The organism is Pseudomonas sp. 9.2(2024), assembly GCF_039695385.1.
Classification (GTDB): domain Bacteria; phylum Pseudomonadota; class Gammaproteobacteria; order Pseudomonadales; family Pseudomonadaceae; genus Aquipseudomonas; species Aquipseudomonas paraglycinae.
Window position 1 is genome coordinate 2,522,319 of record NZ_CP155585.1, and the last position, 24,192, is coordinate 2,546,510.

A 24,192-nucleotide genomic window follows, 5' to 3' on the forward strand; every position below is an offset into this window, starting at 1 on the left:
CGGAGGCCCTGATCATGAAGCTCAAAACCCTGTGTTGGCTGCTGACAGGCTGGTTGTCGGTGGGAATGGCGAACAATGAACCGGTGGCTGCGCGGGTCAACGGCGAGGCGATTTCCGAGTTTCGCCTGGAACGTTTTTTTGCCGAGTACCTGGAAGATCAGGGCCGCGCCGTGGCGAGTATTCGCAACCCCAAGGCCTATAAGCAACTGCGTCAGGCCGCGCTGGACACGTTGATCGACAAGGAACTGCTCTGGCAGGAATCGCGCAAGCGCGGGGTGAAGATCGATGAGCAAGCCGTGCGCGAACAGGTCGAACAGACCCGCACCGCCATCGGCGGCACCGAGAAATTCCTCCAGCGTTTGCAGGACGCCGGTTTCGATGAGGCCTCGTTCACCGAGTACACCCACCGCGAACTGGCGGCGCAGCGGATGTTTGCCGAACTGACTAAAGTCCAGGCCCCGGACGAGCAAACGGTGCGGGCGTTTTTTGAGGAACACCGCGCTGAAATGGGCGCGCCGGAGCAGGTGCAGGCCCGGCACATTCTGATCAAGGTTGCCGGCGATGCCGATGCCGCCACGGTTGAAGCGGCGCGGCTACGCTTAGAAGAGTTGCGCGCAGCTATCGCAGGGGGGCAAACCTTTGCTAGCGTCGCGCAATCGGGATCGGAAGATGTCACCGCCAGCCAGGGCGGGGACCTGGGGTATTTCGCCCGTGGGCAAATGGTGCCGGCGTTTGAAACGGCGGCGTTTGCCCTCAAGCCTGGTGAAGTCAGCGAAGCGGTGCGCACACCGTTCGGCTGGCATTTGATCTTTGTCGAGAACCACAAGGAGGCGGCCGATGTCCCAGAGGAGCAAGGGCTGGAAACAGTCAGGGCGTACCTCGCCCGACAGCAACAGACCCAGGCTCGTCGTCAGGTGCTCGCGCAATTACGGGCAGAGAACAGGATCGAACGAATTGACGACGACTGAAGGTTCCCCCCCAATAGTGGGGAATGGCTTCGATGCCCATTCAGGTGCTTCCCCGTTTCTGGGGAACGGGGTACCGGGACGAGCGGGCATTTCCATTCAATTCAAGGACATGAAGACAAAAAATTACCGGCATTCAGCCTGGCATGAAGTGTGCGTTACCTCTTGTGAGGCGCACTCCAGCAGGTTCGGGTCATTGAATTTCAATTGCCGGCACTTGAGGTTTCAGGGAGTCCACCTTGGTTAACAAAGTACTGGTTGTCGAAGACGAACAGCTGCTTGCACAGAACCTTCAGGATTATCTGTCGGCGCAAGGGCTGGAAGTCCGGATTGCACATGACGGCGCAGAGGGAATCGGCCAGGCCGAGACTTTCGCCCCCGACGTGCTGGTGTTCGATTACCGCTTGCCCGATATGGAAGGGTTCGAGGTGCTCGACGCGGTCCGCCAGAACAGGACGTGTCATTTCGTGCTGATAACGGGTCACCCGACCGCTGAAGTCTGTGAGCGGGCGCGGCAACTGGGGGTCAGTCACATCCTGTTCAAACCGTTTCCTTTGGCGGAACTTGCCCGAGCTGTCTGCGACCTTCTGGGGATCCAGCGCGAAGCGAAACCCGGTGCGAGCCCATCCGAAGGCTTTGTCGAACGACGCCAGAGCAGGACCGAGAGCTTCCCGTTGCAGTTGTACGATGGCAGTTGGGTGCTGGCGGACCGCCGACGAAACCGGTCGGAGGTCATGGCACCGGACGACGATCAAATGCTCACCGGGGAGTAATGGCGCGATAGACGTTCCGGCACTCGCCGAATTCGCCTCCCGCGCCGTCAGGGCCTCAAGCCCCGGGTGTTGGAGAGCAAGCCATGGATCGTCTGTCCGTTGTCGTCGAACCGCTGTCGGTCAATCCTCCACAGGAGGCACAGACCCCGCCACGCTTTTCCAGTGAGCAACTGGCCCAGGCTCGGGCACGGGCCAGCACTTCCGGAGAACGGGTGCTCGACGCACTGGCCGTGCTCTGTGAACTGGCGCCGATGCCGTTCATTGCCAGCCTCGGCGCCACCCTGCATTACCCGGTGCTCGACACCGACACGCTGTTTCTGGCGAGCCCGGTGTTCGACCGGGTCACCCTCGCGCAATGCCTCAAACGTGAATTCATCCTGCTGCGCCACAACGACGAAGTCATCGGCGTGTTCGCCGACCCCTTCGACACCGCGCGCCTGGCCTGGATCGACGAATGCCTGCACGGCGCGCCGCTGTATCTGGTGCACGCCGATGACCTCAAGGCCTATCTGGCCCGCCACGAAGAAAGCTTCCACGCGGTCGAATCGCTCAACGCCCAGACCGACGCCGGCAGCGAGACCGACACCCTGCAAAGCCTGTCGCTGACCAGCATCAGCGAAGACTCGAGCGTGGTGGTGAAACTGGTCAACTCGACCCTGTACGACGCGCTGAAAATGCACGCCAGCGACATCCACCTCGGCACCACCGGCCAGGGCCTGGTGATCAAGTACCGGATCGACGGCGTGCTGAACAACATCGGCAAGATCCAGGGCAGCGAGTTCGCCGAGCAGGTGATTTCGCGGGTCAAGGTCATGGCCGAGCTGGACATCGGCGAAAAACGCGTACCGCAGGACGGTCGCTTCAAGATCGGCATCAGCGGCCGGCAGATCGACTTCCGGGTGTCGATCATGCCGAGCATCTTCGGCGAAGACGCGGTGCTGCGGGTGCTGGACAAACAGGATCTGGCCGACAAGGTCTGCGGCGTGCAACTGCAAGCGCTGGGCTTTGAAGACGAAACCCTGCGCCAACTGCGTCGTCTGGCTGCCGAACCCTACGGCATGGTGCTGGTGACCGGCCCCACCGGCAGCGGCAAGACCACCACGCTGTACGCGATGATCACCGAGATCAACCACGGCGTGGACAAGATCATCACCATCGAAGACCCGGTGGAATATCAGCTGCCGGGCGTGCTGCAAATCCCGGTCAACGAGAAAAAAGGCCTGACCTTCGCCCGTGGCCTGCGCTCGATCCTGCGCCACGACCCGGACAAGATCATGGTCGGCGAAATCCGCGACCCGGACACCGCGCAGATCGCCGTGCAATCGGCGCTCACCGGTCACCTGGTGTTCACCACCATCCACGCCAACAACGTGTTCGACGTGATCGGTCGTTTTACCCAAATGGAAATCGACCCCTACAGCCTGGTCTCGGCGCTCAACGCGATTCTTGCCCAGCGTCTGATCCGGCTGGTGTGCAGCAGTTGCAGCACGCCGGTCAACCCGAGCGATGAAGAGCTGCGCGCTTCGGGCCTCGACCCACAGAAAGTCGATCACTACCACTTCGTCCACGGCAAGGGCTGCGGCCACTGCCGGGGCAGCGGCTATCGCGGCCGCACGGCGATTGCCGAGCTGCTGCACCTGGACGACGAGCTGCGGCAAATGATCGTCGAGCGCCAACCCATCACCCAGATCAAAGCCCTGGCCTGCGCCCGTGGTTTGCGCCTGTTGCGCGAATCGGCGCTGGAGCTGGTGGAGCACGGTCGGACCACGCTGGAGGAGATCAATCGTGTCACTTTTATCGCGTGATCAATTCATCGCCGTGCTCGGCGCCAGCGGTGTCGGCCTCGGCCAGCGCCGGGGCAGCGACACCCTGTGGCTGGGCAGCGTCGGCTACATCGACGAAGGCTTTCAGAGCTACGCGGTGGCGCTGGACACCCTCGACCGTCTGCTCGGCGAACACACCCGTGCCGGTGCCGAGCTGAGCGTGGTGATCTCCGGCCACTTCAGCCGTTTCTGCCTGGTGCCGTGGAGCGAGCAGATCAGCAGCCCTGACGAACTGCGCGGCTTCGCCCAACTGTGCTTCGAAGACCTGTTCGGCGCACCGACCCAACCGTGGAGCCTGGTGCTGTCGGCCGAGCCGGCCGGGCATGACCGGATCGCCAGTGCCTTGCCGCAGGATTTGCTGGCACGCCTGCGCACGCTGGTAAGCGGTCGCGGTCTGCGCCTGCGTTCGGTGCAGCCGTACCTGATGACTGCGTTCAACCGCTTCGACAAAAGCCTCGATGCCGGCGACTTCCTGTTCATCGTCGCCGAACCGCAACGCAGCGTGTTGCTGCTGGCAAGGGAAGGGCGCTGGTCGTCGGTGCGTTCGGTGGGCGGCAGCGACAGCGATGCGGCACTTAGCGCGTTGATCGGTCGCGAACGGCAACTGCAAGCCTCCACCAGCGAACGCGCCTTCAACGTTTATCTGCACGCCCCGGCGCGCCTCGATGCGCAACCGGATGTGGCGGGGGTGCACCTGCGCACCCTCGAAGACAACTCGATGACCGTGCGTGACGCCTTGTACGTCATGTCCCGGGCGGTGGCCTGACATGCGCGCCTTGAACCTCGACTTCCAGCCACGTCCGCGTTCCGGCCCGTTGGGCTGGAGCCTGCTCGGCGGCGGTGTGTTGCTCGCGCTGGTGTGCTTCGGCGTGCAACAGCACCTCGGCGATCAGGCCGAACAACAGCAGGGTCACCTGCAGCACACCCAGCGCCAACTCACCGGCGACAGCGGCAGCAAGACAACGCTGAGCCCGGCGGAAACCCGCGAGCAGGCGCAGAACCTCGCCGAAATGCGCAAGGTCTCGCAGCAACTGCGCCGGCCCTGGGAACGCCTGTTCGCCATGCTCGAAGCCATGCCGCGCGACGACATCGCCTTGCTGACCCTGACCCCGGATGCGCGCAAGGGCCAGGTACGGATCAGCGCCGAAGCCCGCGATCTGCAAGCGATGCTGGATTTCCACAAACGGCTGGAGGCCAGTGACGAGCTGTCCGACGTGTCGCTGCTGAGCCACGAAATCGTCGTCAAATCGCCGGAGCAACCGGTGCAATTCAACCTGTCGGCGACCTGGGAGATAGGCGATGCGAATCCCTAGACTGATCGTTCACGAATACCTGCAAGGCCTCGGCGTTCCGGGCCTGGCCGGTCTGGCACTGCTGCTGGTCACGCTGGCCTGGGCACTCGGCGGCTTGCTGCCGGGCTGGCAATCGCTGCAACAGCTCAGCCAGCAAACCCAGGAAGCCACCGAGTACCTGGCCAAGGTCGAGGACGGCAGCATCGCGCCGCCCGTGGTGCCGCAACGTCAGCTGGATGATTTTCGCAACAAGCTGCCGGCCCAGCCGCAAGCCACTGTCGCCATCGACCGCATCTACGCCCTGGCCGCGCAGGAACACATCACCCTGGCGCGCGGCGAATACGCCCTCGGCGTCGATCCCAAGACCCATCTGGCGCGCTACCAGATCCTGTTGCCGGTGCGCGGCAGCTATCCGCAGCTGCGCCGTTTCCTGCACGCCTTGCTCGGCCAGTTGCCGGCGGTGGTGGTGGAAGACGTCGAGTTTCAACGCAAGAAGATTGCCGACACCGACCTCAGCGGCCGGATCCGTATGACCCTCTACCTGTCGAGGTCGTGATGGACACCAAACGCATAACCGGCTGGGTGGCGTTCTTCGGCGTGGCGGCGGCGCTGGCCTGGTTGCCGGAATATTTCTCGCCGAGCGACGAGGCGGATTCGACCGAAGTCGCCGTGGCCAGCCCGACGAAAGCCACCGCCCGTGGCGCCTTGCCCGCCAGCAGCGCCAAGGCGAATGCAGCGCCGATCAAGGACCTGAGCCCGGCCGGCGACCTGTTTGCGAGCAAATCCTGGAAGGCCGCGCCGACCCTGGCGACGGTCACCGAACAAGCGATCAACCCGACCCCGGTGGTGCAAGCCCCGAGCCTGCCACCGGTGCCGTTTCAGTTCGTCGGCAGGCTGCATGACCGCAGCGACCTGCAGGTGTTCTTGCAGGACGGCGAGAAAATCTACGTCGTGCGCAGCGGGGATGTGATCGACGACACCTGGAAGATTGCGGCGATTTCCGATGTGGAACTGAGCCTGGTCTACCTGCCTTTGCATTTGTCGCAGACCTTGTCTGTGGGGAGTACGCAATGAACAGATCCCGTTTGCTGATGAGCCTCGGCCTGTGTGCCGGGCTGGCCGCGTGCAGTTCCGCGCAGGTCGCCAACAAGGAAGCCGCCGACCTGATCGATCAGGGGCAGTACGAGGCGGGCCTGGCCCGGATCGAGGAAGGCTTGCGGGAAAATCCGCGCGACACCGAGCTGCACCTGCTGCTCAACAGCGGCCGGGCCAAGGCGATCACCGCGCTGCTGACCTCCGGCGACACCGACCGCGCCCGTCGCGATTTCGCTTCGGCCCGCACCGCCTACAGCCGGGTGCTGACCATCGAGCCGAACAACCGCCGCGCCCAGGATGCCCTGCGCCAGCTCGACTACCTGCGCAGCATGGACGAGAAGCTGGAACTGGCCCGTGGCGACCTGCGCCGGGGCGACATCTACGGCGCCGACCGTCAGGTCAAACAGATCCTCGAACTCGACCCGAAAAACGATGGCGCGCTGGAGCTGCAAGGCAACATCCGTCTGGTGCAGAGCCGCAACGTGATCCAGTACCCGCAACTGCGCACCCGGCTCGATCGCCCGGTGACCCTGGAATTTCGCGACGCCAACCTCAAGACCATTTTTGAAGTGCTGTCGCAGGTCGCCGGCCTGAATTTCATCTTCGACAAGGACCTGCGTCCGGACATGAAAGCCACGATCTTCGTGCGTGACGTGCGCATCGAAGACGCCGTGCAACTGCTGCTGCAACAGAATCAGCTGCACCAGAAAGTGGTGAACGAAAACACCTTGCTGATCTTTCCGGACTCGCCGCAAAAGTTGAAGGATTATCAGGAGCTGGTGATGCGCACCTTCTACCTGACCAGCATCGACGCCAACACCGCGCTGAACATGATCAAGACCATGCTCAAGACCCGCGATGTGTTCGTCGACGAACGCCTGAACACCCTGACCATGCGCGACACCGAAGACGCCGTGCGCATGGCCGAAAAACTCCTGCAATCGCAAGACCAGTCCAACCCCGAAGTGGTGCTGGAAGTGGAAGTGATGGAAGTCGCCACCCAGCGCATTCTCGACCTGGGCCTGCAATGGCCGAACACCTTCGGCGTGGTCAACAGCGACGGTTCGGCGGTGACCATTCTTGATCAACTGAAAGGCATCAACTCCAGCCGGATTTCGATCTCGCCGTCGCCGCAAGCCAAGATCAATGCCCAGGACAACGACATCAACACCCTGGCCAGCCCGGTGATCCGCGTCAGCAACCGCGAACAGGCGCGCATCCACATCGGCCAGCGCGTGCCGATCATCAGCGCCACCTCGGTGCCGTCGACTCAGGGCCCGGTGATCACCGAAAGCGTCACCTACCTCGACGTCGGTCTGAAGCTCGAAGTGCAACCGACCGTGCACCTGAACAACGAAGTGGCGATCAAGATTGCTCTGGAAGTGAGTAACGCCACGCCGCTGGAACCGACCCGCCAAGGGACGATTCCGGTGCAGGTCGACACCCGCAACGCCCAGACTTCCCTGCGCCTGCATGACGGCGAAACCCAGATCCTCGCCGGCCTGATGCGCAACGACCACGGCGCCACCGGCAACAAGATTCCGGGCCTCGGCGACATCCCCGGTCTGGGCCGGCTGTTCGGCAGCAACAAGGACACCATCGGCAAATCGGAACTGGTGCTCTCTATCACCCCACGGATCGTGCGCAACCTGCCGTACCAGAGCCCGTCGGACATGGAATTCCCCACTGGCACCGAAACCAGCATGCACATCCAGGCGCCGGATCGCTCGCAAAGCTACTCGATGCCAGCGCCTGCCGCGCAGCCTCGTGCAGTCGGTGAAGCGGCCGTGGCCACCACCCGTGTAACCGTCGAGAAGCCTTGATCATGAACGCCTCCCAACGCGGTTTTACCTTGATCGAAGTCGTGGTGACGCTGGCCCTGATCGGCCTGCTGGCCGGCATGGCCGCGCCGCTGACCGAGACCCTGGTACGGCGTGGCAAGGAGCAGGAACTGCGCACCGCGCTGTATCAGATTCGCGATGGCATCGACGCCTACAAGCGTGCCTTCGATGCCGGCTACATCGAGAAATCCCTGAACAGCAGCGGCTATCCGCCGAACCTGAAAGTGCTGGTCGAAGGCGTGCGCGACGTGCGCAGTGCCAAGGGTGCGAAGTTCTACTTTCTGCGCCGGATACCGCGGGATCCGCTGGTGCCGGCCAAACGTGACGACAACGGCGGTTGGGGCCTGCGGGCCTACAACAGTTCGGCCCAGAACCCGCGCGATGGCGAAGACGTGTTCGACGTCTACTCCCTCGCCCGGGGCCATGGGCTCAACGGCATCGCTTACCGCGAGTGGTGATTCTCATGCGCCGGGAAAAGGGGTTTACCTTGCTCGAGCTGATGGTGGTGATGGCGATCATCGCGACCCTGATGACCATCGCCTTGCCGCGCTACTTCAACAGCCTCGAGGCCTCGAAAGAGACCACGTTGCACCAGAGCCTGTCGGCCATGCGCGAGGCGCTGGATCACTACTACGGCGACACCGGGCGCTATCCCGATTCCATCGAGCAACTGGTGGAGATGCGTTACCTGCGCAACGCGCCGCTGGACCCGATCACCGAACGCAATGACCAATGGGTGCTGATCGCTCCACCGGACGGTGTGGCGGGCGGCGTCGCCGACATCAAGAGCGGAGCTACCGGGAGGGCGCGTGATGGCAGCCAGTATTCCGAGTGGTAAGCACGCGGAGCAGGGTGGGTTCACCTACCTGGGCGTGCTGTTCCTGATCGTGATCATGGGCATGGGCCTGGCCAGTGCCGGCGAGTTGTGGTCGACCGTGTCGCGTCGCGATCGCGAGAAGCAACTGCTGTGGGTTGGCACCCAGTACGCCCAGGCGCTGCGCAGCTACTACCGCAGCTCGCCAGGGCTGGCGCAATACCCGAAAGAGCTGGTCGACCTGCTGCAGGACGAACGTTTTCCGGAAGCCCGCCACCACCTGCGTCAGCTCTATCCGGACCCGATCGGCGGTGGCGAATGGGCACTGCAACGGGGTTTCGACGGACGCATCACCGGCATCAACAGTGCCTCCACCGAGGTGCCGTTGAAGCAGGCGGACTTCCCGTCGCAGTGGTCGGATTTCGAAGGCATGCAGCGTTATTCGGACTGGCAGTTCGTGGCCGAGAAAGCCTTTCTTGATGGCACCAACGGCCCTGCAAAAGGCCAGTCAGCGCTGCCGCAGGCGTTGCAGCCATGAGCCGGAAATGGTGGTGCGCGTTGATCCTCACGGCTGTGGCGTCTTTCGCCAGCGCCGGCGAGGAAGACGAAATGATGGGCTTCATCGTCGACGACACGATCTCGCACATCGGCCACGACTTTTACTACTCGTTCAGCGAGCGCCTGCGCGACACCAGCCGCATGGATTTCAACCTGGTGGTGCGCGAGCGCCCCGACGCGCGCTGGGGGAGCCTTGTGACCGTCGAGTATCAACAACGCCTGGTGTATCGGCGCTTCCTGCCGCCGAACACCGTGGAACTGAAGGACGAGGCCTACGAGGCCGCCGACTCGGTTCGACTGGAGGTCGTCCGGCGCAAGCTGGAAGCCTTGTTGCAGGACACCACCGACCTTGAGAAGGACGAACTATGAACACGACAACGTTCTCACGGCGCAGCGGATTCTGGATCTCGGGGTTGTTGATCGGGCTTGCCAGCGCCGCTGCCGTCCAGGCCACCGAACTGGTCTACACGCCGGTCAACCCGTCGTTCGGCGGCAACCCGCTCAACGGCACCTGGCTGCTCAACAACGCCCAGGCGCAAAACGACCACGACGATCCGGACCTCAAGAAACGCTCGACGGTGGCCGGCACTTCGGCACTTGAACGGTTCACCAGTCAATTGCAGTCACGGTTGCTGGGGCAACTGCTGGACAACATCTCCACCGGCAACACGGGGAGCCTGTCCACCGACGCTTTTATCGTCAACGTCGTTGATGACTCGGGGGCTCTCACGATCGAGGTGACCGACCGAGCGAGCGGCGAAGTTTCCGAAATTCAGGTGAACGGCCTCAACCCATGACGGGATGACGGTTCCGGGGAGTGATGGACATGAAAAAAATAATTGCGCTAGGGCTGATGTTGGCAGCATTACAAGGGTGCAGTCTGCGCGAGCCGATGCCGGCCGAGCAGGACACCGATACCCCGACCCTGACCCCCAGGGCCTCGACCTACTACGACTTGCTGAAAATGCCGCGACCCAAGGGCCGGCTGATGGCGGTGGTGTACGGCTTCCGTGACCAGACGGGGCAGTACAAACCGACCCCGGCCAGCTCCTTTTCCACCAGCGTCACCCAGGGCGCGGCGTCGATGTTGATGGACGCGATGCAGGCCAGCGGCTGGTTTGTGGTGCTCGAACGGGAAGGGCTGCAGAACCTGCTGACGGAACGCAAGATCATTCGCGCTTCGCAGAAGAAGCCGAATACGCCGGTGAACATTCAGGGCGAGCTGCCACCGTTGCAGGCGGCGAACATGATGCTTGAGGGCGGGATCATCGCTTATGACACCAACGTGCGCAGCGGTGGGGAAGGGGCGCGGTATCTGGGGATTGATCTGTCCCGTGAGTATCGGGTGGATCAGGTCACCGTCAACTTGCGCGCGGTGGATGTTCGCAGCGGGCAGGTGTTGGCGAATGTGATGACCAGCAAGACGATTTATTCGGTGGCGCGCAGTGCGGGGATTTTCAAGTTTATCGAGTTCAAGAAGTTGCTTGAGGCTGAGGTCGGGTATACGACCAATGAGCCGGCGCAGTTGTGTGTGTTGTCGGCGATTGAGGCGGCGGTGGGGCATATGGTGGCGCAGGGGATTGAGCGGCGGTTGTGGCAGGTGGCGGGGGATGCTTCTACGCCTTCGCAGGATGATGTTTTGAATCGGTACCTGACTCAGAACAAGATTGATCCGGATGCGGAGTGAACGTGGCGGCCTTCGGGCCGACCAGGTTCTTTGGTTGTTTTGGGTACATATCCGTTGCTGCGGTAACGGCTTCTTATGGTTTCGCCCTTACGGCGAGTCCCTTTTGGCAAACGCCCCAAAAGGAACCAAAAGGTCTGGGCCCCGGCGTTCGGCCCCTCGCTGGGGCTCGGGGTTCCTTCGCTCCGGGATTCATCCGGGGGCATCGCCTCCGGTTTGCTTCGCTGCACCTCCTCTCGATGCATGCGGCTTCGCCGCACGGTCGCTGCGCTCCCACCCCCGGATGAATCCCTCCACTCAGCCTTCCGAAGGGGCCGGCAGGTCAAGAGCGGTACTCGAGCTAACGCTCATTGTGTTGAGTGGTGAGAAGCGGAAAGCGGAAAGCGGAAAGCGGAAAGCGGAAAGCGGAAAGCGGAAAGCGGAAAGCGGAAAGCGGAAAGCGGAAAGCGGAAAGCGGAAAGCGGAAAGCGGAAAGCGGAAAGCGGAAAGCAGAAAGCAGAAAGCAGAAAGCAGAAAGCAGAAAGCAGAAAGCAGAAAGCGGATTGCTTTTGCTTTGATCGTTCCCACGCTCCGCGTGGGAATGCAGCCCGGGACGCTCCGCGTTCCATTCTCGAATGTTTAAAAGTTGTGTCTGTTTCAGCGATCCTTCCCACAAGGTTTTCAGGTTGTCCGTCGGAAGCGCGGGCTCTAGCCTGTTTCGGTCGCTGCCAATTCAGCGATCGGGATTGGAAACCCCGACTAGAACCGAGCGCACAAGCGCTTTTCATAACGTATGCTTGCGCACCTTGAAAAGTGTGCACTCCGTTATGGCGGCTGTGCGCGGGAGACCTTCGGGTCAACCGGGTTCTCCGTTCCCCGGGTTTCCAGCCTGCGTACAGCTGCCACCCCTTCGTTCGGAAACCGAATGGGCCAGCTTCATTTCAGGATCGGAGATTCACCATGTTCAAACCAACACCCAACCCACCCGAAACCCAAGCCAACCCCGAAACCGACCCAACCTCCCCATACACCTCCGTCAACTCGAAAAAACTCCACGAAGCCGCCGAACGCGCCCTCGATCATTACCTCTGCCCCGGCGCCCACATCATGGGCAGCGTCAACGAACCCGCCCCGATGTACCTCGCCAACCCGGCCTACAACACCGAATCCCTGCTCGCCAACGCCAGTGAATCCCTGGGCTCTGCCAGCGAAATGCTCAACAACTTCGCCGCCACCCTCGACCCCGCCCACCGCAAGACCGCCCTAGGTATCGCCCAGATCCTCATGCTGGGTGAACTGGCCGTAAATCAGGCCTTGGATCACGTCGAGCTGAAGGGCTGATCCAGCACATGCCCAATAAAAAAACGCGGCCCAGCAACGGGTCGCGTTTTTCACATTCAAACTGGAGTCACCATGGATCCCCTGATCTCCACCATCGTTTCAGACTTCGAAAGCGAAGAGCAGGCCGCCAGCTACGACCGGTGGTTCCGTGCCGAAGTCCAAGCGTCAATCGACGACCCGCGTCCAAGTATTCCGCATGAGCAAGTGATGGCTGAAATACAGGTATTGATGGAAGAGGTTCAATGCAGGTACCAGACACTTGAGGCGTCGAACAAGGACTGCACCGCAGCACCAAATTGATCGTTCCCACGCTCTGCGCGGGAATGCAGCCCCTGACGCTCCGCGTCAAATTCGCGAGTTGGAACGCGGAGCGTCCCTTGAGGCATTCCCACGCAGAGCGTGGGAACGATCAATACCCAATCATCAGCGCAAAAAAAACCGCGACCTCAAGATCGCGGTTTTCCAACACCCAACACTTACTGCTGCAAAACCGTCGCCTGGTTAGCCGACCCGAACTGCTGAATATTCGCGGTCTGCGTCATCCCGCTCTGATCCACGTTGGCAATGTTCCCCGTGCCGCCCTGGGTCACATACGCCACGTTCATGGTGTCAGCCTGTTTCACGGTGATCATGTTGTCGCTGCCATACAGCTGCGCGGTGTAGGCCTGGTTGCCGGTGCCGGATTGATCGAACTCGGCACTGTTGCCGGAGCCGTTCGATGAGCCCTGAACCAGGTTGGTGGTGCCGCGTTGGTCGGCGATGAGGATGTTGTCGCTGCCGTTCTGGTCGAAGTACAGCTCGTTGTAGGAATCCGCCTGGCTGACCGTCGTCTTGTTGCCAGTGCCGGTCTGATTGGTGGTCATGATCTGGCCGATGCCGTCCTGGGTGAAGCTGGCGATGTTGCCGTTGCCGGTCTGATTGACCGTGGCGCGCTGGTTGCTGCCGAACTGGCCGCCATGTTGCGGGCCTTTCCAGTTGCTGGCGTAGACCTTGTTGTCGTTGCCCACCGAGGTGGCGTTGAGGGTGTGGCTGTCGCCGTTCTGGTAGGTGAAGTGCACGTTGCCGTTGCCGACTTGATACAGCGCCAGGGTCGAGTTGACCGATTCGAACTGGTCGGCATAGATGGCGTTGGTGTTGCCGACCTGGGTGACGGCGGCGGTGTTGTTTTCGCCGAAGCTCTGGTCGACCACGGTTTCGTTGCTGTCGCCGTACTGGTTGACGGTGGCTTGGCTTGCCAGTTGCGAGTCTTGCCAGATTTCGGTGCCGTTGAGGTTGCCGAACTGGTTGATGGTGATGTTGCCGCCGGTGCCGTTGCGCTGGTCGCCGTAGGCGTAGTTGTTTTCGCCGGCCTGGTTGATGCCGATCTGGCCGCCGTTGTGCAGCACTTGTTCGGCGGTGCCGTAGTTGGCGGTGCCGTACTGGGTGATCACCGAGCTGTTGCCGGTGCCTTCGTACAGTTGCTCGATGTTGGCTTCGTTGCTGTCGCCGAACTGGAAGGTCTTGCCTTCGCTGCCGTTCTGCGAGTCCTGATAGACGAACGAGAAATTGCCGGTGCCTTGCTGTTGTTGCAGGGCCTGGTTGCCGGCGCCGAAGCCGAGAGACTGGCTGGCGTGGGCGGTGTTGAAGGCACCGGTCTGTTGTTGGGTGATGGTGCTGTTGTCTTCGAAAAGCTGCTCGGCGTAACCGGCGTTGTAGTCGCCGACCGCGTCCTGGGTGATGACGCTGGTGGCGGTGTCCTGCACGGCGGCGGCGTTGTTGCCCTGGCCCAGTTGGGTCTGGGTCGCGGTGCTGAACGGGGCCTGGGTCTGCTTCACATCAGCGATGTTGGCCGTACCGAACTGGCTCTGGGTGGAAAGGCTGTCGTCGGCCATGGCCTGGGCACTGATCATGACCAGGATGGCGGCGGTGAGGGGCGTCAGTTTGAACATGATGAACTCTCCGATGATTGCAGTGCTTAGCGATATTGCTTGACCGAAACGCTCATGCCGTTGCCCGACTGGGTCACGGCGCTTTGCAGCCCCGTGCCGGCCTGCTCGATGCTGGCGTCGTTGTTGTTGCCGTTTTGCGAAATCTGCGCACGGTTGTGGCTGCCGGTTTGCGTGATGGACGCGGCGTTGCCGGAGCCGTTTTGCGTGATCAAGGCCATCAGGTCGCTGCCTTGTTGCAGGATGTACGCCTCCTGATTGCTGCCCGACTGCACGATCTTGCCCAGCAGCGACTGACCGTTCTGCGAGAGCAGGGCGAGGTTGACCTGGCCGTTCTGGTCGATCAGGGCTTGCTGGCCCACGGGAGGTGGCAGTTCGCCGAGATCGGCGCTGTTGGGCGCCAGGTCGTCGTTTTCCATCAGGTCGTCGGCGCGCACGCCCGCACTGACGCACAGGGCGAGCAGGCAAAGCAGGGCGGCGGTCGGCGTGTTCATGGCAAATATCCTCTCGGGCGTTAACCGTTGAGCGTTGCCCCGCCTGCCCGAAAGCAGGCGGGGCACTGGCTCAGAGCGTGGTCACCGACACCGTCCGCACGGTGCCCTGGGACGAGCGGATCGTGGCGGTCGGGTTGGCTGATGGCACGACCAGCGTGTTGTTCAGCGTCAGCCGCCAGCGTCCGGTCACCGGTACCGTGGTGGTGCCCAGCGTTACCAGCCCGGTCGGGGTGGTGACCTGCACGGTGATGGTGTTGCCGGTGGTCACCGACGAGGTGCCGGCGAAGTCCCAGTTGAAGCGGCCGCCGGAACGGGCCTGCACGGTCGAGGTGGTGATCGTGAAGGTTTCCGCCGCTGGCCGTGGCGACACTTGCACCGTGACGGTCGCCGGCGTCGACTGGGCGCCGAAGCTGTCCCGGGCGATGTAGGTGAAGGTCGTGGTGAAGGCCGTGGTCACGGTGGCCGGTGGGGTGTAGGTGATCACCGTGCCGTCGGTGCTGACCGTGCCGCGTCCTGCCGGCGGTTGGGTCAGGCTGGCGACGCCCAGCGGCACATTGCCCTCCGGATCTGTGTCGTTGGCCAGGACGTTGATCGGGATCGCGACACCCAGCGTGGCGACGCTGTCGGCGACGGCGGTCGGTGGCCGGTTCGGCGCGACGCTTATCGTTACCGTGGCCGGGTTCACCGAGGCCAGGCCTTTGTTGTCCTGGGCCTTGTAGGTGAAGGTGGTGGTCAGCGGAGTGTTGACCACGGCTGGCGGGGTGTAGACCACCGAGGTGGTGCCGCTCAGCGCGACGGTGCCCTGGCCGGCGGCCGGTTGAGTCAGCGCGGTAATGGTCAGCGGCACGTTGTTGTCCGGGTCGCTGTCGTTGGTCAACAGGCTGAGGGTGATCGGCACGCCGAAGCTGGTGCTGCCGGTGTCGGCGACGGACAGTGGCGCCTGGTTCTCACCGGTGTCCGGTGCTGCACCGACCACAACAACTGGCTCGGTGTCGCTGCCGCCGGCGGCGGATTTGACCGTGACGGTGGCTGGAGGCTGAGTCAGGTCGGCGACGGTGATTTTTTGCAGCGTGCCGGTTTTCGAAAGGCGTCCGTAACCTTGGGCAACCATGTCCGGCACCGCGACTTCATCGGTCGAGGTGGCTTCGATCAGCAGGCTGTGGTTGGCCCAGCTGTAGCGGGCGGTCTGGATTTTCACCACGTCGGTGAGCTTGGCCGAGACGGCGGTCGGACGGGTGGTGCCGGCCGGGTTGGTCGCGGTCACGACCACCACCGACGGCAGGGTGCCGGTGCCCAGACGCTGGCCGAAGAACAGCCCGTTGTTGTCGCCCAGCAGACTGGTCTGGCACGGCGTCGGTGGTGGGCCGGGCAGCAACGCCACGGTTTCGCGGAAGCACAGGGTCGAGCTGCTGTCAGCCTTGGCGAACACTTCGGCGCGCACACCCGCCGAAGTCCGGCGATAGGTGGCGCGGTCGACGGCGACGTGGGTTTGCTGACGATTGTCGAGGACCTTGCCGGCGACGGTGAACAGGTTGGTCTGAATCGAGCCAACACCCGACGGACCGTCGATCCGCAGGAAGTTGGTGTTGAACGGGCTGCCGGTCACCGCTTCGGTGAGGTTCGGGTCGCCGACGAAGGTTTCGATGCCGCCGGTGTCCGGGTTCACTTCGGTATACGGGCCGTTGATGCTGCGCAGGAACGGGCCGATGGCACCGTTGAGCGCGCCACTGAAGTTGCCCGGCGCACCGATGCCGATGTCTTTGGTGATGTTGATCGCCCGCCGGCCAGGGGTGGTGACGTTGACGGTTTCAACGCCGTACGGGTGGGTGATGGTGTAGGTGCCGGCCACCGGGACGTTCACCCGAATGCGGATCCGCGCAAAGCTTTGCTGATCGCCATCCACCGGATTCCCCGAGGCGAACGCCGCTTCGATCCCCGCCACGTAGGCATCCACGCCGAAACCGGCGCCGTTGTTCGGGATGGCGGTTTCAGCCAGGAACCAGAACGCTTCCGGCGGCCAGTTGTCGGGGAACACCATCGGCAGGCTGTCATCGAAGACGCCCGGTTCCGGCAGCAGGGTGCACATGTATGCGGGTGGAGTGCTGACCGGCACCCGGGAACTGGCGGCGCGGGACTGGCAGAGCTCCATCGACAGTTGATTGTTGTCCTGGTACCACATCGGGAATTTCCCGGTGGCGAAGGTGTAGGGGCCGGGATCGACGGCGGCCAGTTGCGCGAACGCACTGCCGGTCAGCGAGATTGTCAGCCCGAGCGCGTTGAGCGCGAAGCGTGGCCACTTGTTCATGATGCCTCCTGATGCGGATCTGGGCATGTGAGCGTTCATTGCACGATGACCACTTCTTCGGTATCGCTGCCGCCGTTGGACGACGTCACCCGAACCTTGGCCGGTGGAATCGGCGTGATCCCGGTGGCCAGGGTTTTCACCGCGCCATCACCGCCCAGCGCACCGATGGTGGCGCCGGTGCCAGAGGTGGCGGTGAGCACCGGTGGCGAGGTTTCGTCACTGGTCGAGGCCACCACGGTCAATTGCCCGGAAGTGAGGCTGTACTCGGCGCGCTGGATCACCACCAGGTCGGTCAGGTTCATGGGCAGGGTGGTCGGCGAACTGGTGGCGATCGCCAGGTGGTTGTCGGCGGTCACCTGCAGCACGGAGGGCAAAGTCGGGTTGACCGCTGATTGCGCGTACCAGCTGCCGGTACTGTCGGCTTCTGTCATGTTCACCACGGGCGTGCTGCTGGTGATGGCGGCGGTGCCCGGCGCGGGCGGGGCTTTGACGAACACGTCTTGTTGGGCCACTGGTGCGCTTTCGCCGGGCTTGCGCGAGTAGGTGCTGCGCTCGGTGATCAGAGGCGTTGGCCGCACTACTGTCGACAACTTGCCGGACACGGCGAAAGTCGTGCTGCGCAGGTCGATGCCGCCCGGGCCTTCGATGCGTACGTAGTTGGTGTTGAACGGGCTGCCGGTGACCGCTTCGTTGAGGTTCGGATCGCCAACAAACTGTTCGGCCGCGCCGGTCAACGGATTGGTCTCGGTGTACGGCCCGTTGACGCTGCGCAGGAACGGACCGATGTCACCCTTGAGCGCGCCGTCGTAGGTTTGCGGGGTGCCGATGCCGATGTCGCGGGTCATGTTGATCGCGCGCCGGCCGGGGGTATCGACGGTGAATACATCGACGCCGTAGGGGTGGGTGATGACGTAGGTGCCGGCAGTGGGCACATCGACCCGGATGCGGATTCGGGCGAAGCTGATCTGGTCGCCCTCTGCGGGGTCGCCGCCGCCGAACGCGGCTTCGATGGCGCTGACGTAAGTCAGGTCGATGCCGCGTGCTGCATCGACGACGGTGGTTTCTCCGGTGAACCAGAAGGCTTCATCGGGGAAGTTGGTGGGGAATACGAGCGGTTGCGCGTCATCGAACACGCCGGGGGTCGGCAGCAGCGAGCACATGTACGACGGGGCGCCGGGTGTGCTCGGCACGCGTGAGCTGAGTGCTTTGGACAGGCACAGATCCAGGGTGCGGCCGTGGGTGTCCTGATACCAGCTGGCGAAACCGCCATTGGCCGGCGTGTAGGGACCCGGGTCGACGGCGAACAGAGCGGCCTGGGCAATGCCCTGGGCCAAGGCGCTCACGACCAGGACGGTCGCGGTTTTGGACAGTAAAGGGTGCATGAGTTAATCCCTCTATCAAAGTACCTGCCCCTTGGGGATGGGTCAGTTGCAGAGGGCTTTACAACTTCCATACCAACGACGGGCCAAACGGCGGCAAACGCCCGTGGCGCAAGGGTTCGCGGCTTGTCGTGGGGGAAAAGGACGCACGTCCGGATAGGGCGACTGTCCCCAGCATTGGGGATTGTGGGGGCATGAACGCCTGGCGGTTTTCGCCTGACCGGGAAATCGGCCGAACGTGGGGCCGTTCACCCCCCGCATCCGGGCAAACACCCAACCGTGGGCTATAACCCTATAGGGACGTATCGGGAAGTCGCCGCCATGAACATGCAGTCACAATCGCTACCGGTCGAGGAGGGCAGCCAGCGGCTGAACTCGCGCAAGCAGCCGTTCAACCTGTTGCGCTGGTTTTCATTGATCAGCATGGCGGTGATCGGCACCGTGGCCGTGGCGCTCGGGGCGGTGTCGACACGGTTCGTGATCGAAGAAAGCGTGCAGCGCGATGCCTTGCTCACTGCGCAGTTCATTCAGGCCATCGCGTCGGCGGAAGTGCGCCACGTTTCGATTCCCAATATCCGCACCATGGGGGAGTTGCTCGACCCTCGTCAGGACAACGATTTTCCCGATGTCGACCCGCAAGCCCGGGCCAGCGCCAGAGGTGAGTTTCTTGATCACATCGAGCATTTGCCGGATGTGATCCTCGCCAACATTTATGCGCCGGACCGTACCGTGATCTGGTCGACCAACCCGGCGCTGGTCAACACCCGCATTCATGCCGACGAAGACCTCGACCGGGCCTTCGATGAAAAGATCCCGGTGTCGGCGAGTTACCACAACGTAGACAAGGGCCGTGAAGAACAGAAGTTCGTGGTGCCGCCGGAATACATCTTCATTGAAAACTACATTCCACTGTTCGACGCCGAGGGCAAGAACGTCACGGCGATGGTCGAGATCTATAAGGAGCCCAAGGACCTGATCGCCCGCATGGAGCGCGGTCTGGCGCTGATCTGGCTGGCCACCGCGCTGGGCGGCGGGCTGATTTACCTGGGGTTGTACTGGATCGTGCGGCGGGCGGCGATCCTGCTGGCGGCCCAGCAAAAACAACTGATCGCCAACGAAACCTTTGTCGCCTTGGGCGAGATGTCCTCGGCGGTGGCCCACAGTCTGCGCAACCCGCTGGCGACCATTCGTTCCAGCGCCGAACTGGCGCTGGAGTTCGATGCGGGGCCGGCGCAGAAGAACATCAAGGACATCATCGGCCAGGTCGACCGCATGTCGAAGTGGGTGCGCGAACTGCTGCAATCGTTGCGACCGCTCAATGACGACCCGGAACCGGTGAACCTGGTGGCGGCGCTGCACGACAGCCTGATGGCGTTCGAGCAGCAGATCGCCAGGGCCGGCGTGCAGGTGGTGTTTCAACCTCAGCAGACGCCGATGGTGCTGAGCCAGCCGGTGCAGCTCACACAAATCCTCAACAGCCTGCTGGCCAATGCGCTGGAAGCGATGGACAAGGGCGGCACACTGACCATCACCCTCGAACCGAGCGACAGCCGTGGCGTAAGCGTTGTACTCAGCGACACCGGCAAAGGCATGAACGAGGAACAGCGCAGCATGGCGTTCCGGCCGTTCTTCACCACCAAGCAGGGCGGCCTCGGCGTGGGGCTGGTGCTGGTCAAACGGATCATGGAGCGCTTTGGTGGCGGTGTGAGCCTGGACAGCCGTGAAGGCGAGGGCACCACCGTTCGTCTGGCGTTTCAGCTCATTCAGTAAATTGGGGTGAACTTTCCCCCAGCAGTGGGTGTCAGGCCCCGGTCACCGGGGAGTGGGGAATGCAACAGCGCGCGCAAGTCCCTGTAACAACTGGAAATGATTTTTTGGCGAGGTAATTGCAAAACACCATCACCCCTTCCTTAGATGAGGCGGCTGGTGATGGACAGAGCAATGCGTGACCCCAAAAAGCTTTTCCTGTTGACGCCACTGAGCGTCTTTCTGATGTTGACCCTGGGCCAGATGTCCGCGGTCCGAGCGAGCCCGATCGACGACGAGAATCAGCCGGAAGCGTCCGACCCGTCGGCCTATTACGACGAGCCCGAAGACCGCGCTGGCGCGCTCAATGCAATCCTGACCATGCCCGAGGCCAACGTAGACTCCTTCGATCTGCCTGACGGGGTCAAAGGCACGCGCAACACGACGCGCACGGAAAACATCCTGCCGCCCACCGTCCAGACCAGTTTCAATTACCCCACCAACGGCAAGCCGAGCCCGCTGTACGGTGCCCAGCCGTTCACTCAGCAACTGGTGCTGTTCGAAGAGTTCGGCCCGGAAAAACTCGACCCGACCACACCGGCCGCGCCGTTGAGTTTTCCGCCAGCCGCCATCGGTCCGGCGCCGGCGCAAGACCCGAACAACATCGCCCGCAGCGCGCCTCCCGGCACGGCGCTGGATGCGTTTCTGCGTCAACCGGGGCTCACGCCATTTCCGAGCCAGTATGCCAACACGGTTGACCGCAACCCTTGGCAGGCGCAGATCGAACTATTTCTCAACCGTCACATCGGTTCCTCCGCCGAAGGCCGGCCACCGGGAAAAGGCTGGGCTCATCAGCGCTGGAACGAGTTCTACCCGCAAGTCGCCTACAAGACCGTGCAGACCGGCGCGCGGCTGAACGGTGGTCTGCGTGACAGTCGGCAGATGCACGGTTATGCGGTGGGCGAATTCGGCCCCGGCGGTCTGTACCACAACGTCGCGGGCGTGCCGGCGACCGATGGCACGGCCAAGGGTGTCGACCCACGGTTCCACCCGGCGATGCCGGTGCAGGACCACAACTCGGTGTGGACCTTCGACGGCACGCTGCCGCCGAAACTGTTGATGGTGCGCTACGGCCAACCAGTGCTGATGCGTCACTACAACGGCTTGCCGATCGATCCTTCCGCCAACCGCGGTTTCGGTCTGCACACCATCACCACCCACGAGCACAACGGCCACGCGCCGGCGGAAAGCGATGGTTATGCCAACGCGTTTTTCTTCCCCGGCCAGTACTACGACTATCGCTGGCCGATCCAGCTTGCCGGCTACGACAGCATCAACACCAAGGCTGAAGACCCACGCGCGGCGTTCCCGTGCGCGCCGGGGGAAACCCTGTGGGTCAATGACCTGCAGCCTGCGAAAAAGACCTGCGACCACGGCACCATCAAGATTCGTGGCGACTGGCGCGAAACCATGAGCACTCACTGGTTCCACGACCACATGCTCGATTTCACCGCGCAGAACGTCTACAAGGGCAACGCGGCGATGATGAACTACTACAGCGCCCTGGACCGTGGCAACGAATCGGTGAACGACGGCGTCAACCTGCGTTTCCCCAGCGGCAGCGCCTTGCCGTGGGGCAACCGCGACTACGACGTCAATCTGGTGTTCGCCGACAAGGCCTGGGATCAGCAAGGTCAGCTGTGGTTCAACCCGTTCAACACCGACGGCTTCATCGGCGATCAGGTGCTGGTCAACTGGCAGTGGAAACCGACCCTCGACGTACGGGCGCGCAGTTATCGCTTCCGCCTCCTCAATGGTTCGGTGTCGCGCTACTTCAAGCTCGCCCTGGTGCGTGAAGTCAAAGGCACCGGCGGCGAATTCCAGGGGCCGAGAAACTCCGGTGTGTCGTACAGCCGGGTGCCGTTCCACATGATCGCCAACGACGGCAACATCATGGAACACAGCGTGCCGTTCGACGGCTCGATGGACCTGGATGCCGACGGCGACAAGCAGAACCACAACGCGATCCTGCCGACCCAGGGCATCGCCGAGCGGTTCGACATCATCGTCAACTTCGCGAAAAACGGCATCAAACCGGGCGACAAGCTGTTCTTCGTCAACCTGCAAGCCCAGGACGACGGCAAGGGCCCGAAAGAAGTGATCCCGCTGGCCGACGTGCTGTCGGAGAAATACCTGGCAGTCATCAAACAGACCAGCAAGGGTCCGCAATGGGATCGGGGTGACCCGGTAGTAGGCAAGGTCCTGCAACTCAACGTCAAGGCTTATACCGGCCAGGATCTGTCGATGAACCCGGCGGCCTACGAACCGGCCAAACCGGGCAAGGCGGAAGGCCTGGTGATGATTCCGCTAAAGATCCACCGTGACAACGCTGCCGACAAGGCGCTGCTGGCCAAGGCGCTGCACCGGACCTTCACCTTCGGTCGCGCCGACGGCACCGATGAAGCGCCGTGGACGATCAAGACCGATAGCGGTTTCGGCTTCCACATGGACCCACGCCGGTTGAATGCCTCGACCAAACTGGCCAGCGGCCCGACCGACGCCGGGGTCAACGGCATCGGCACCCTGGAAGTCTGGAACATCAGGGCTGGCGGCACGGGCTGGAGCCATCCGGTGCACGTGCACTTCGAGGAGGGGATCATCCTCAGCCGTGGCGGCAAGGCCCCGCCTGAGTGGGAAAAATGGGCGCGCAAGGACGTCTACCGGATCGGTTCGGAGGCCGACGGGCTGGACAACGTCGAGATGGCGATCAACTTCCGCGAGTTTGCCGGGACCTACATGGAGCACTGTCACAACACCCAGCATGAGGACAACTCGATGCTGCTGCGTTGGGACCTCGAGAAACCCGGGCAACTGCAGTTGATGCCGACACCGCTGCCGAGCTGGGATGGCGTGCGTTACGTCAACTCCGCCGCACTGCCAACCTTCCGCACTGGCGACGGCTTCGGCCCGCAAGTGACCGTGAAACCATGAGCAGGGAGGGAGCCGACATGACCCAGCCAACGCCGCGCTCCCGCGCCCTGGGCATGCACCTGATTCTGGTGCTGGTCACCTGCCTGCTCGGCAGCCAGGTGCTCATCGCCCATCAGGCGCAGCCCGAAGGCGCCAGTGAATCCGCCACCCCGTGGGGTGGCGACTATTTCCCCAACACCCTGCTGACCGACCAGGACGGTCGGCAGGTGCGCTTTTTCGATGACCTGATCAAAGACAAGGTGGTGGTGATCAACTTCATCTTCACTTCGTGCAGCGACTCCTGCCCACTGGAAACCGCACGCTTGCGCCAGGTGCAGAAACTGCTGGGGGACCGGGTCGGGAAAGACATCTTCTTCTACTCGATCACTATCGATCCGCTGAGCGACACCCCCGCAGTGCTCAAGGCCTATGCGCAACGCTTCAAGGTCGGCCCCGGCTGGAAATTCCTCACCGGCGAGTTCGAAGACGTCACCGAGCTGCGCAAGAAGCTCGGGCTGTTCATCGAAGGCGTCGACAACGGGCGCACCAAGGACCACAACCTGAGCCTGATCGTCGGCAACCAGAGCACCGGACGCTGGATGAAAGCCTCGCCGTTCGAAAACCCATGGATCCTCGCCGACCAACTGGCCAACACGCTGCAAAACTGGAAACAGGCCAGCACCGAAGAAAGCTACGCCGACGCCCCGCAGATCCGGCCGCCGAGCAATGGTGAGGAACTGTTCCGCACCCGCTGCGCTTCTTGTCACAGCCTCGGCCCGCAGGACGGCGAAGGCATCGGCATGCGCAACATCGGCCCGGACCTGATCGGCGTGACCCGTCAGCGTGACGCGGTCTGGCTCAATCGCTGGATCCGCGAACCGGATCGCGTGCTGGCTGAAAAGGACCCGATCGCACTGCAACTGTTCGAGCAATACGAGCGTATCCCGATGCCCAATCTGCGCCTGGACGAGGCCTCGGCGCAGTCGATCATCGACTTTCTGAGTGCCGAAACCGAGCGTCAGCATCCGTCCGTGCAGCCCTTGGCCGACGGGGCATTGACGCCAGTAAAACCGGCTTCTGCCAGCGAAACGGTGAGTCGTATGCAGTAGCGGCTAAATAGCATCATTGAACCGTGTGTCACGGTCATTGCCACCTACACTCATTCGAGAGAGGGCGGCTGTAACCGGCTCGATACCAGAACGCCAGGG

General features: G+C 62.7%; 24 protein-coding genes. 19 read left to right on the plus strand and 5 right to left on the minus strand.

Features of this window, described 5'->3' with window-relative positions:
• Positions 1-14 precede the first annotated feature (14 nt).
• The 14 genes from ABFB52_RS11320 to ABFB52_RS11385 all read left to right on the plus strand — a co-directional run bounded on the left by ABFB52_RS11320 (position 15) and on the right by ABFB52_RS11385 (position 10,848).
• The gene (locus tag ABFB52_RS11320) at positions 15-968 is read left to right on the plus strand and encodes a peptidylprolyl isomerase (RefSeq protein WP_129974138.1); all 954 of its coding nucleotides are present in this window, start codon (positions 15-17) and stop codon (positions 966-968) included.
• 236 nt (positions 969-1,204) lie between these two features.
• Positions 1,205-1,738: a response regulator gene (locus ABFB52_RS11325; RefSeq protein WP_085748467.1), complete on the plus strand. Its 534-nt coding sequence runs from the start codon at positions 1,205-1,207 to the stop codon at positions 1,736-1,738.
• 83 nt (positions 1,739-1,821) lie between these two features.
• On the plus strand, positions 1,822-3,543 hold the full coding sequence (locus ABFB52_RS11330; protein WP_129974139.1) for a GspE/PulE family protein: 1,722 nt from the start codon (positions 1,822-1,824) through the stop codon (positions 3,541-3,543).
• Positions 3,524-4,327, plus strand: coding sequence for a hypothetical protein (locus tag ABFB52_RS11335; protein ID WP_129974140.1), 804 nt, complete (start codon positions 3,524-3,526; stop codon positions 4,325-4,327). Before ABFB52_RS11330 ends, ABFB52_RS11335 begins: the two co-directional genes overlap by 20 nt.
• A gap of 1 nt (position 4,328) precedes the next feature.
• Complete coding sequence (locus ABFB52_RS11340) at positions 4,329-4,874, plus strand: PilN domain-containing protein (RefSeq protein ID WP_007956129.1); 546 nt, start codon at positions 4,329-4,331, stop codon at positions 4,872-4,874.
• Entirely contained in the window at positions 4,861-5,409 is a 549-nt protein-coding gene (locus ABFB52_RS11345) for a GspMb/PilO family protein (RefSeq protein WP_011333432.1), read from the plus strand. Before ABFB52_RS11340 ends, ABFB52_RS11345 begins: the two co-directional genes overlap by 14 nt.
• Positions 5,409-5,927, plus strand: a complete 519-nt coding sequence (locus ABFB52_RS11350) for a hypothetical protein (RefSeq protein WP_085748465.1) — start codon at positions 5,409-5,411, stop codon at positions 5,925-5,927. The genes ABFB52_RS11345 and ABFB52_RS11350 overlap by 1 nt, the downstream gene beginning before the upstream one ends.
• Complete coding sequence (locus tag ABFB52_RS11355) at positions 5,924-7,771, plus strand: secretin N-terminal domain-containing protein (protein ID WP_011333433.1); 1,848 nt, start codon at positions 5,924-5,926, stop codon at positions 7,769-7,771. Before ABFB52_RS11350 ends, ABFB52_RS11355 begins: the two co-directional genes overlap by 4 nt.
• A 2-nt stretch (positions 7,772-7,773) precedes the next feature.
• Positions 7,774-8,247 carry a type II secretion system protein gene (locus ABFB52_RS11360; RefSeq protein WP_039769040.1) on the plus strand — a complete coding sequence of 158 codons (474 nt, stop codon included), beginning with the start codon at positions 7,774-7,776 and terminating at the stop codon, positions 8,245-8,247.
• A gap of 5 nt (positions 8,248-8,252) precedes the next feature.
• Positions 8,253-8,627, plus strand: a complete 375-nt coding sequence (locus ABFB52_RS11365; RefSeq protein WP_011333435.1) for a type II secretion system protein — start codon at positions 8,253-8,255, stop codon at positions 8,625-8,627.
• Positions 8,602-9,141: a type II secretion system protein gene (locus ABFB52_RS11370; protein ID WP_108560853.1), complete on the plus strand. Its 540-nt coding sequence runs from the start codon at positions 8,602-8,604 to the stop codon at positions 9,139-9,141. The genes ABFB52_RS11365 and ABFB52_RS11370 overlap by 26 nt, the downstream gene beginning before the upstream one ends.
• The gene (gene csgE / locus ABFB52_RS11375; protein WP_085748464.1) at positions 9,138-9,530 is read left to right on the plus strand and encodes a curli production assembly/transport protein CsgE; all 393 of its coding nucleotides are present in this window, start codon (positions 9,138-9,140) and stop codon (positions 9,528-9,530) included. The genes ABFB52_RS11370 and csgE overlap by 4 nt, the downstream gene beginning before the upstream one ends.
• A complete protein-coding gene (locus ABFB52_RS11380; RefSeq protein ID WP_007956141.1) occupies positions 9,527-9,958 on the plus strand; it encodes a curli assembly protein CsgF in 432 nt (143 codons plus the stop codon). The genes csgE and ABFB52_RS11380 overlap by 4 nt, the downstream gene beginning before the upstream one ends.
• Before the next feature lie 29 nt (positions 9,959-9,987).
• Positions 9,988-10,848 (plus strand): CsgG/HfaB family protein, encoded by an 861-nt coding sequence (locus ABFB52_RS11385; protein WP_064378912.1) that lies wholly within the window; start codon positions 9,988-9,990, stop codon positions 10,846-10,848.
• 294 nt (positions 10,849-11,142) lie between these two features.
• Here the strand turns inward: ABFB52_RS11385 and ABFB52_RS11390 are convergent, their stop codons facing one another.
• The gene (locus ABFB52_RS11390) at positions 11,143-11,412 is read right to left on the minus strand and encodes a hypothetical protein (protein WP_346836127.1); all 270 of its coding nucleotides are present in this window, start codon (positions 11,410-11,412) and stop codon (positions 11,143-11,145) included.
• A 372-nt stretch (positions 11,413-11,784) separates the two neighbouring features.
• Between ABFB52_RS11390 and ABFB52_RS11395 the strand changes: the two genes are divergently transcribed.
• Together ABFB52_RS11395 and ABFB52_RS11400 are read left to right on the plus strand one after the other, a co-directional pair.
• Positions 11,785-12,165, plus strand: a complete 381-nt coding sequence (locus tag ABFB52_RS11395) for a DUF6124 family protein (protein ID WP_085748462.1) — start codon at positions 11,785-11,787, stop codon at positions 12,163-12,165.
• A gap of 72 nt (positions 12,166-12,237) precedes the next feature.
• Positions 12,238-12,465, plus strand: a complete 228-nt coding sequence (locus tag ABFB52_RS11400; RefSeq protein WP_102688527.1) for an antitoxin — start codon at positions 12,238-12,240, stop codon at positions 12,463-12,465.
• A 176-nt stretch (positions 12,466-12,641) separates the two neighbouring features.
• Here ABFB52_RS11400 and ABFB52_RS11405 read toward each other — a convergent pair whose 3' ends face one another.
• The 4 genes from ABFB52_RS11405 to ABFB52_RS11420 all read right to left on the minus strand — a co-directional run bounded on the left by ABFB52_RS11405 (position 12,642) and on the right by ABFB52_RS11420 (position 18,271).
• Positions 12,642-14,093, minus strand: coding sequence for a curlin (locus ABFB52_RS11405; RefSeq protein WP_129973934.1), 1,452 nt, complete (start codon positions 14,091-14,093; stop codon positions 12,642-12,644).
• Positions 14,094-14,119: 26 nt separating this feature from the next.
• Positions 14,120-14,584: a curlin gene (locus ABFB52_RS11410; protein ID WP_007956150.1), complete on the minus strand. Its 465-nt coding sequence runs from the start codon at positions 14,582-14,584 to the stop codon at positions 14,120-14,122.
• Positions 14,585-14,654: 70 nt separating this feature from the next.
• A complete protein-coding gene (locus tag ABFB52_RS11415; protein ID WP_129973933.1) occupies positions 14,655-16,889 on the minus strand; it encodes an Ig-like domain-containing protein in 2,235 nt (744 codons plus the stop codon).
• 35 nt (positions 16,890-16,924) lie between these two features.
• A complete protein-coding gene (locus ABFB52_RS11420) occupies positions 16,925-18,271 on the minus strand; it encodes a hypothetical protein (protein WP_129973932.1) in 1,347 nt (448 codons plus the stop codon).
• 318 nt (positions 18,272-18,589) lie between these two features.
• Here ABFB52_RS11420 and ABFB52_RS11425 point away from each other — a divergent pair, with 318 nt between their 5' ends.
• From ABFB52_RS11425 to ABFB52_RS11435, 3 genes are all read left to right on the plus strand, one after another.
• Positions 18,590-20,038 carry an ATP-binding protein gene (locus ABFB52_RS11425; RefSeq protein ID WP_129973931.1) on the plus strand — a complete coding sequence of 483 codons (1,449 nt, stop codon included), beginning with the start codon at positions 18,590-18,592 and terminating at the stop codon, positions 20,036-20,038.
• A 159-nt stretch (positions 20,039-20,197) separates the two neighbouring features.
• Positions 20,198-23,005: a multicopper oxidase domain-containing protein gene (locus ABFB52_RS11430; RefSeq protein ID WP_129973930.1), complete on the plus strand. Its 2,808-nt coding sequence runs from the start codon at positions 20,198-20,200 to the stop codon at positions 23,003-23,005.
• The gene (locus ABFB52_RS11435; protein WP_129973929.1) at positions 23,002-24,093 is read left to right on the plus strand and encodes an SCO family protein; all 1,092 of its coding nucleotides are present in this window, start codon (positions 23,002-23,004) and stop codon (positions 24,091-24,093) included. The genes ABFB52_RS11430 and ABFB52_RS11435 overlap by 4 nt, the downstream gene beginning before the upstream one ends.
• Positions 24,094-24,192: the final 99 nt, after the last annotated feature.

Coding starts and splice junctions, on each gene's coding strand:
- ABFB52_RS11420 (WP_129973932.1), bottom strand. CDS start 18,271: ATGCACCCTTTACTGTCCAAAACCGCGACCGTCCTGGTCGTGAGCGCC.
- ABFB52_RS11360 (WP_039769040.1), top strand. CDS start 7,774: ATGAACGCCTCCCAACGCGGTTTTACCTTGATCGAAGTCGTGGTGACG.
- ABFB52_RS11340 (WP_007956129.1), top strand. CDS start 4,329: ATGCGCGCCTTGAACCTCGACTTCCAGCCACGTCCGCGTTCCGGCCCG.
- ABFB52_RS11380 (WP_007956141.1), top strand. CDS start 9,527: ATGAACACGACAACGTTCTCACGGCGCAGCGGATTCTGGATCTCGGGG.
- ABFB52_RS11410 (WP_007956150.1), bottom strand. CDS start 14,584: ATGAACACGCCGACCGCCGCCCTGCTTTGCCTGCTCGCCCTGTGCGTC.
- ABFB52_RS11320 (WP_129974138.1), top strand. CDS start 15: ATGAAGCTCAAAACCCTGTGTTGGCTGCTGACAGGCTGGTTGTCGGTG.
- ABFB52_RS11400 (WP_102688527.1), top strand. CDS start 12,238: ATGGATCCCCTGATCTCCACCATCGTTTCAGACTTCGAAAGCGAAGAG.
- ABFB52_RS11350 (WP_085748465.1), top strand. CDS start 5,409: ATGGACACCAAACGCATAACCGGCTGGGTGGCGTTCTTCGGCGTGGCG.
- ABFB52_RS11365 (WP_011333435.1), top strand. CDS start 8,253: ATGCGCCGGGAAAAGGGGTTTACCTTGCTCGAGCTGATGGTGGTGATG.
- ABFB52_RS11405 (WP_129973934.1), bottom strand. CDS start 14,093: ATGTTCAAACTGACGCCCCTCACCGCCGCCATCCTGGTCATGATCAGT.
- ABFB52_RS11395 (WP_085748462.1), top strand. CDS start 11,785: ATGTTCAAACCAACACCCAACCCACCCGAAACCCAAGCCAACCCCGAA.
- ABFB52_RS11385 (WP_064378912.1), top strand. CDS start 9,988: ATGAAAAAAATAATTGCGCTAGGGCTGATGTTGGCAGCATTACAAGGG.
- ABFB52_RS11355 (WP_011333433.1), top strand. CDS start 5,924: ATGAACAGATCCCGTTTGCTGATGAGCCTCGGCCTGTGTGCCGGGCTG.
- ABFB52_RS11370 (WP_108560853.1), top strand. CDS start 8,602: ATGGCAGCCAGTATTCCGAGTGGTAAGCACGCGGAGCAGGGTGGGTTC.
- ABFB52_RS11345 (WP_011333432.1), top strand. CDS start 4,861: ATGCGAATCCCTAGACTGATCGTTCACGAATACCTGCAAGGCCTCGGC.
- ABFB52_RS11430 (WP_129973930.1), top strand. CDS start 20,198: ATGGACAGAGCAATGCGTGACCCCAAAAAGCTTTTCCTGTTGACGCCA.
- csgE (WP_085748464.1), top strand. CDS start 9,138: ATGAGCCGGAAATGGTGGTGCGCGTTGATCCTCACGGCTGTGGCGTCT.
- ABFB52_RS11425 (WP_129973931.1), top strand. CDS start 18,590: ATGAACATGCAGTCACAATCGCTACCGGTCGAGGAGGGCAGCCAGCGG.
- ABFB52_RS11415 (WP_129973933.1), bottom strand. CDS start 16,889: ATGAACAAGTGGCCACGCTTCGCGCTCAACGCGCTCGGGCTGACAATC.
- ABFB52_RS11435 (WP_129973929.1), top strand. CDS start 23,002: ATGAGCAGGGAGGGAGCCGACATGACCCAGCCAACGCCGCGCTCCCGC.
- ABFB52_RS11330 (WP_129974139.1), top strand. CDS start 1,822: ATGGATCGTCTGTCCGTTGTCGTCGAACCGCTGTCGGTCAATCCTCCA.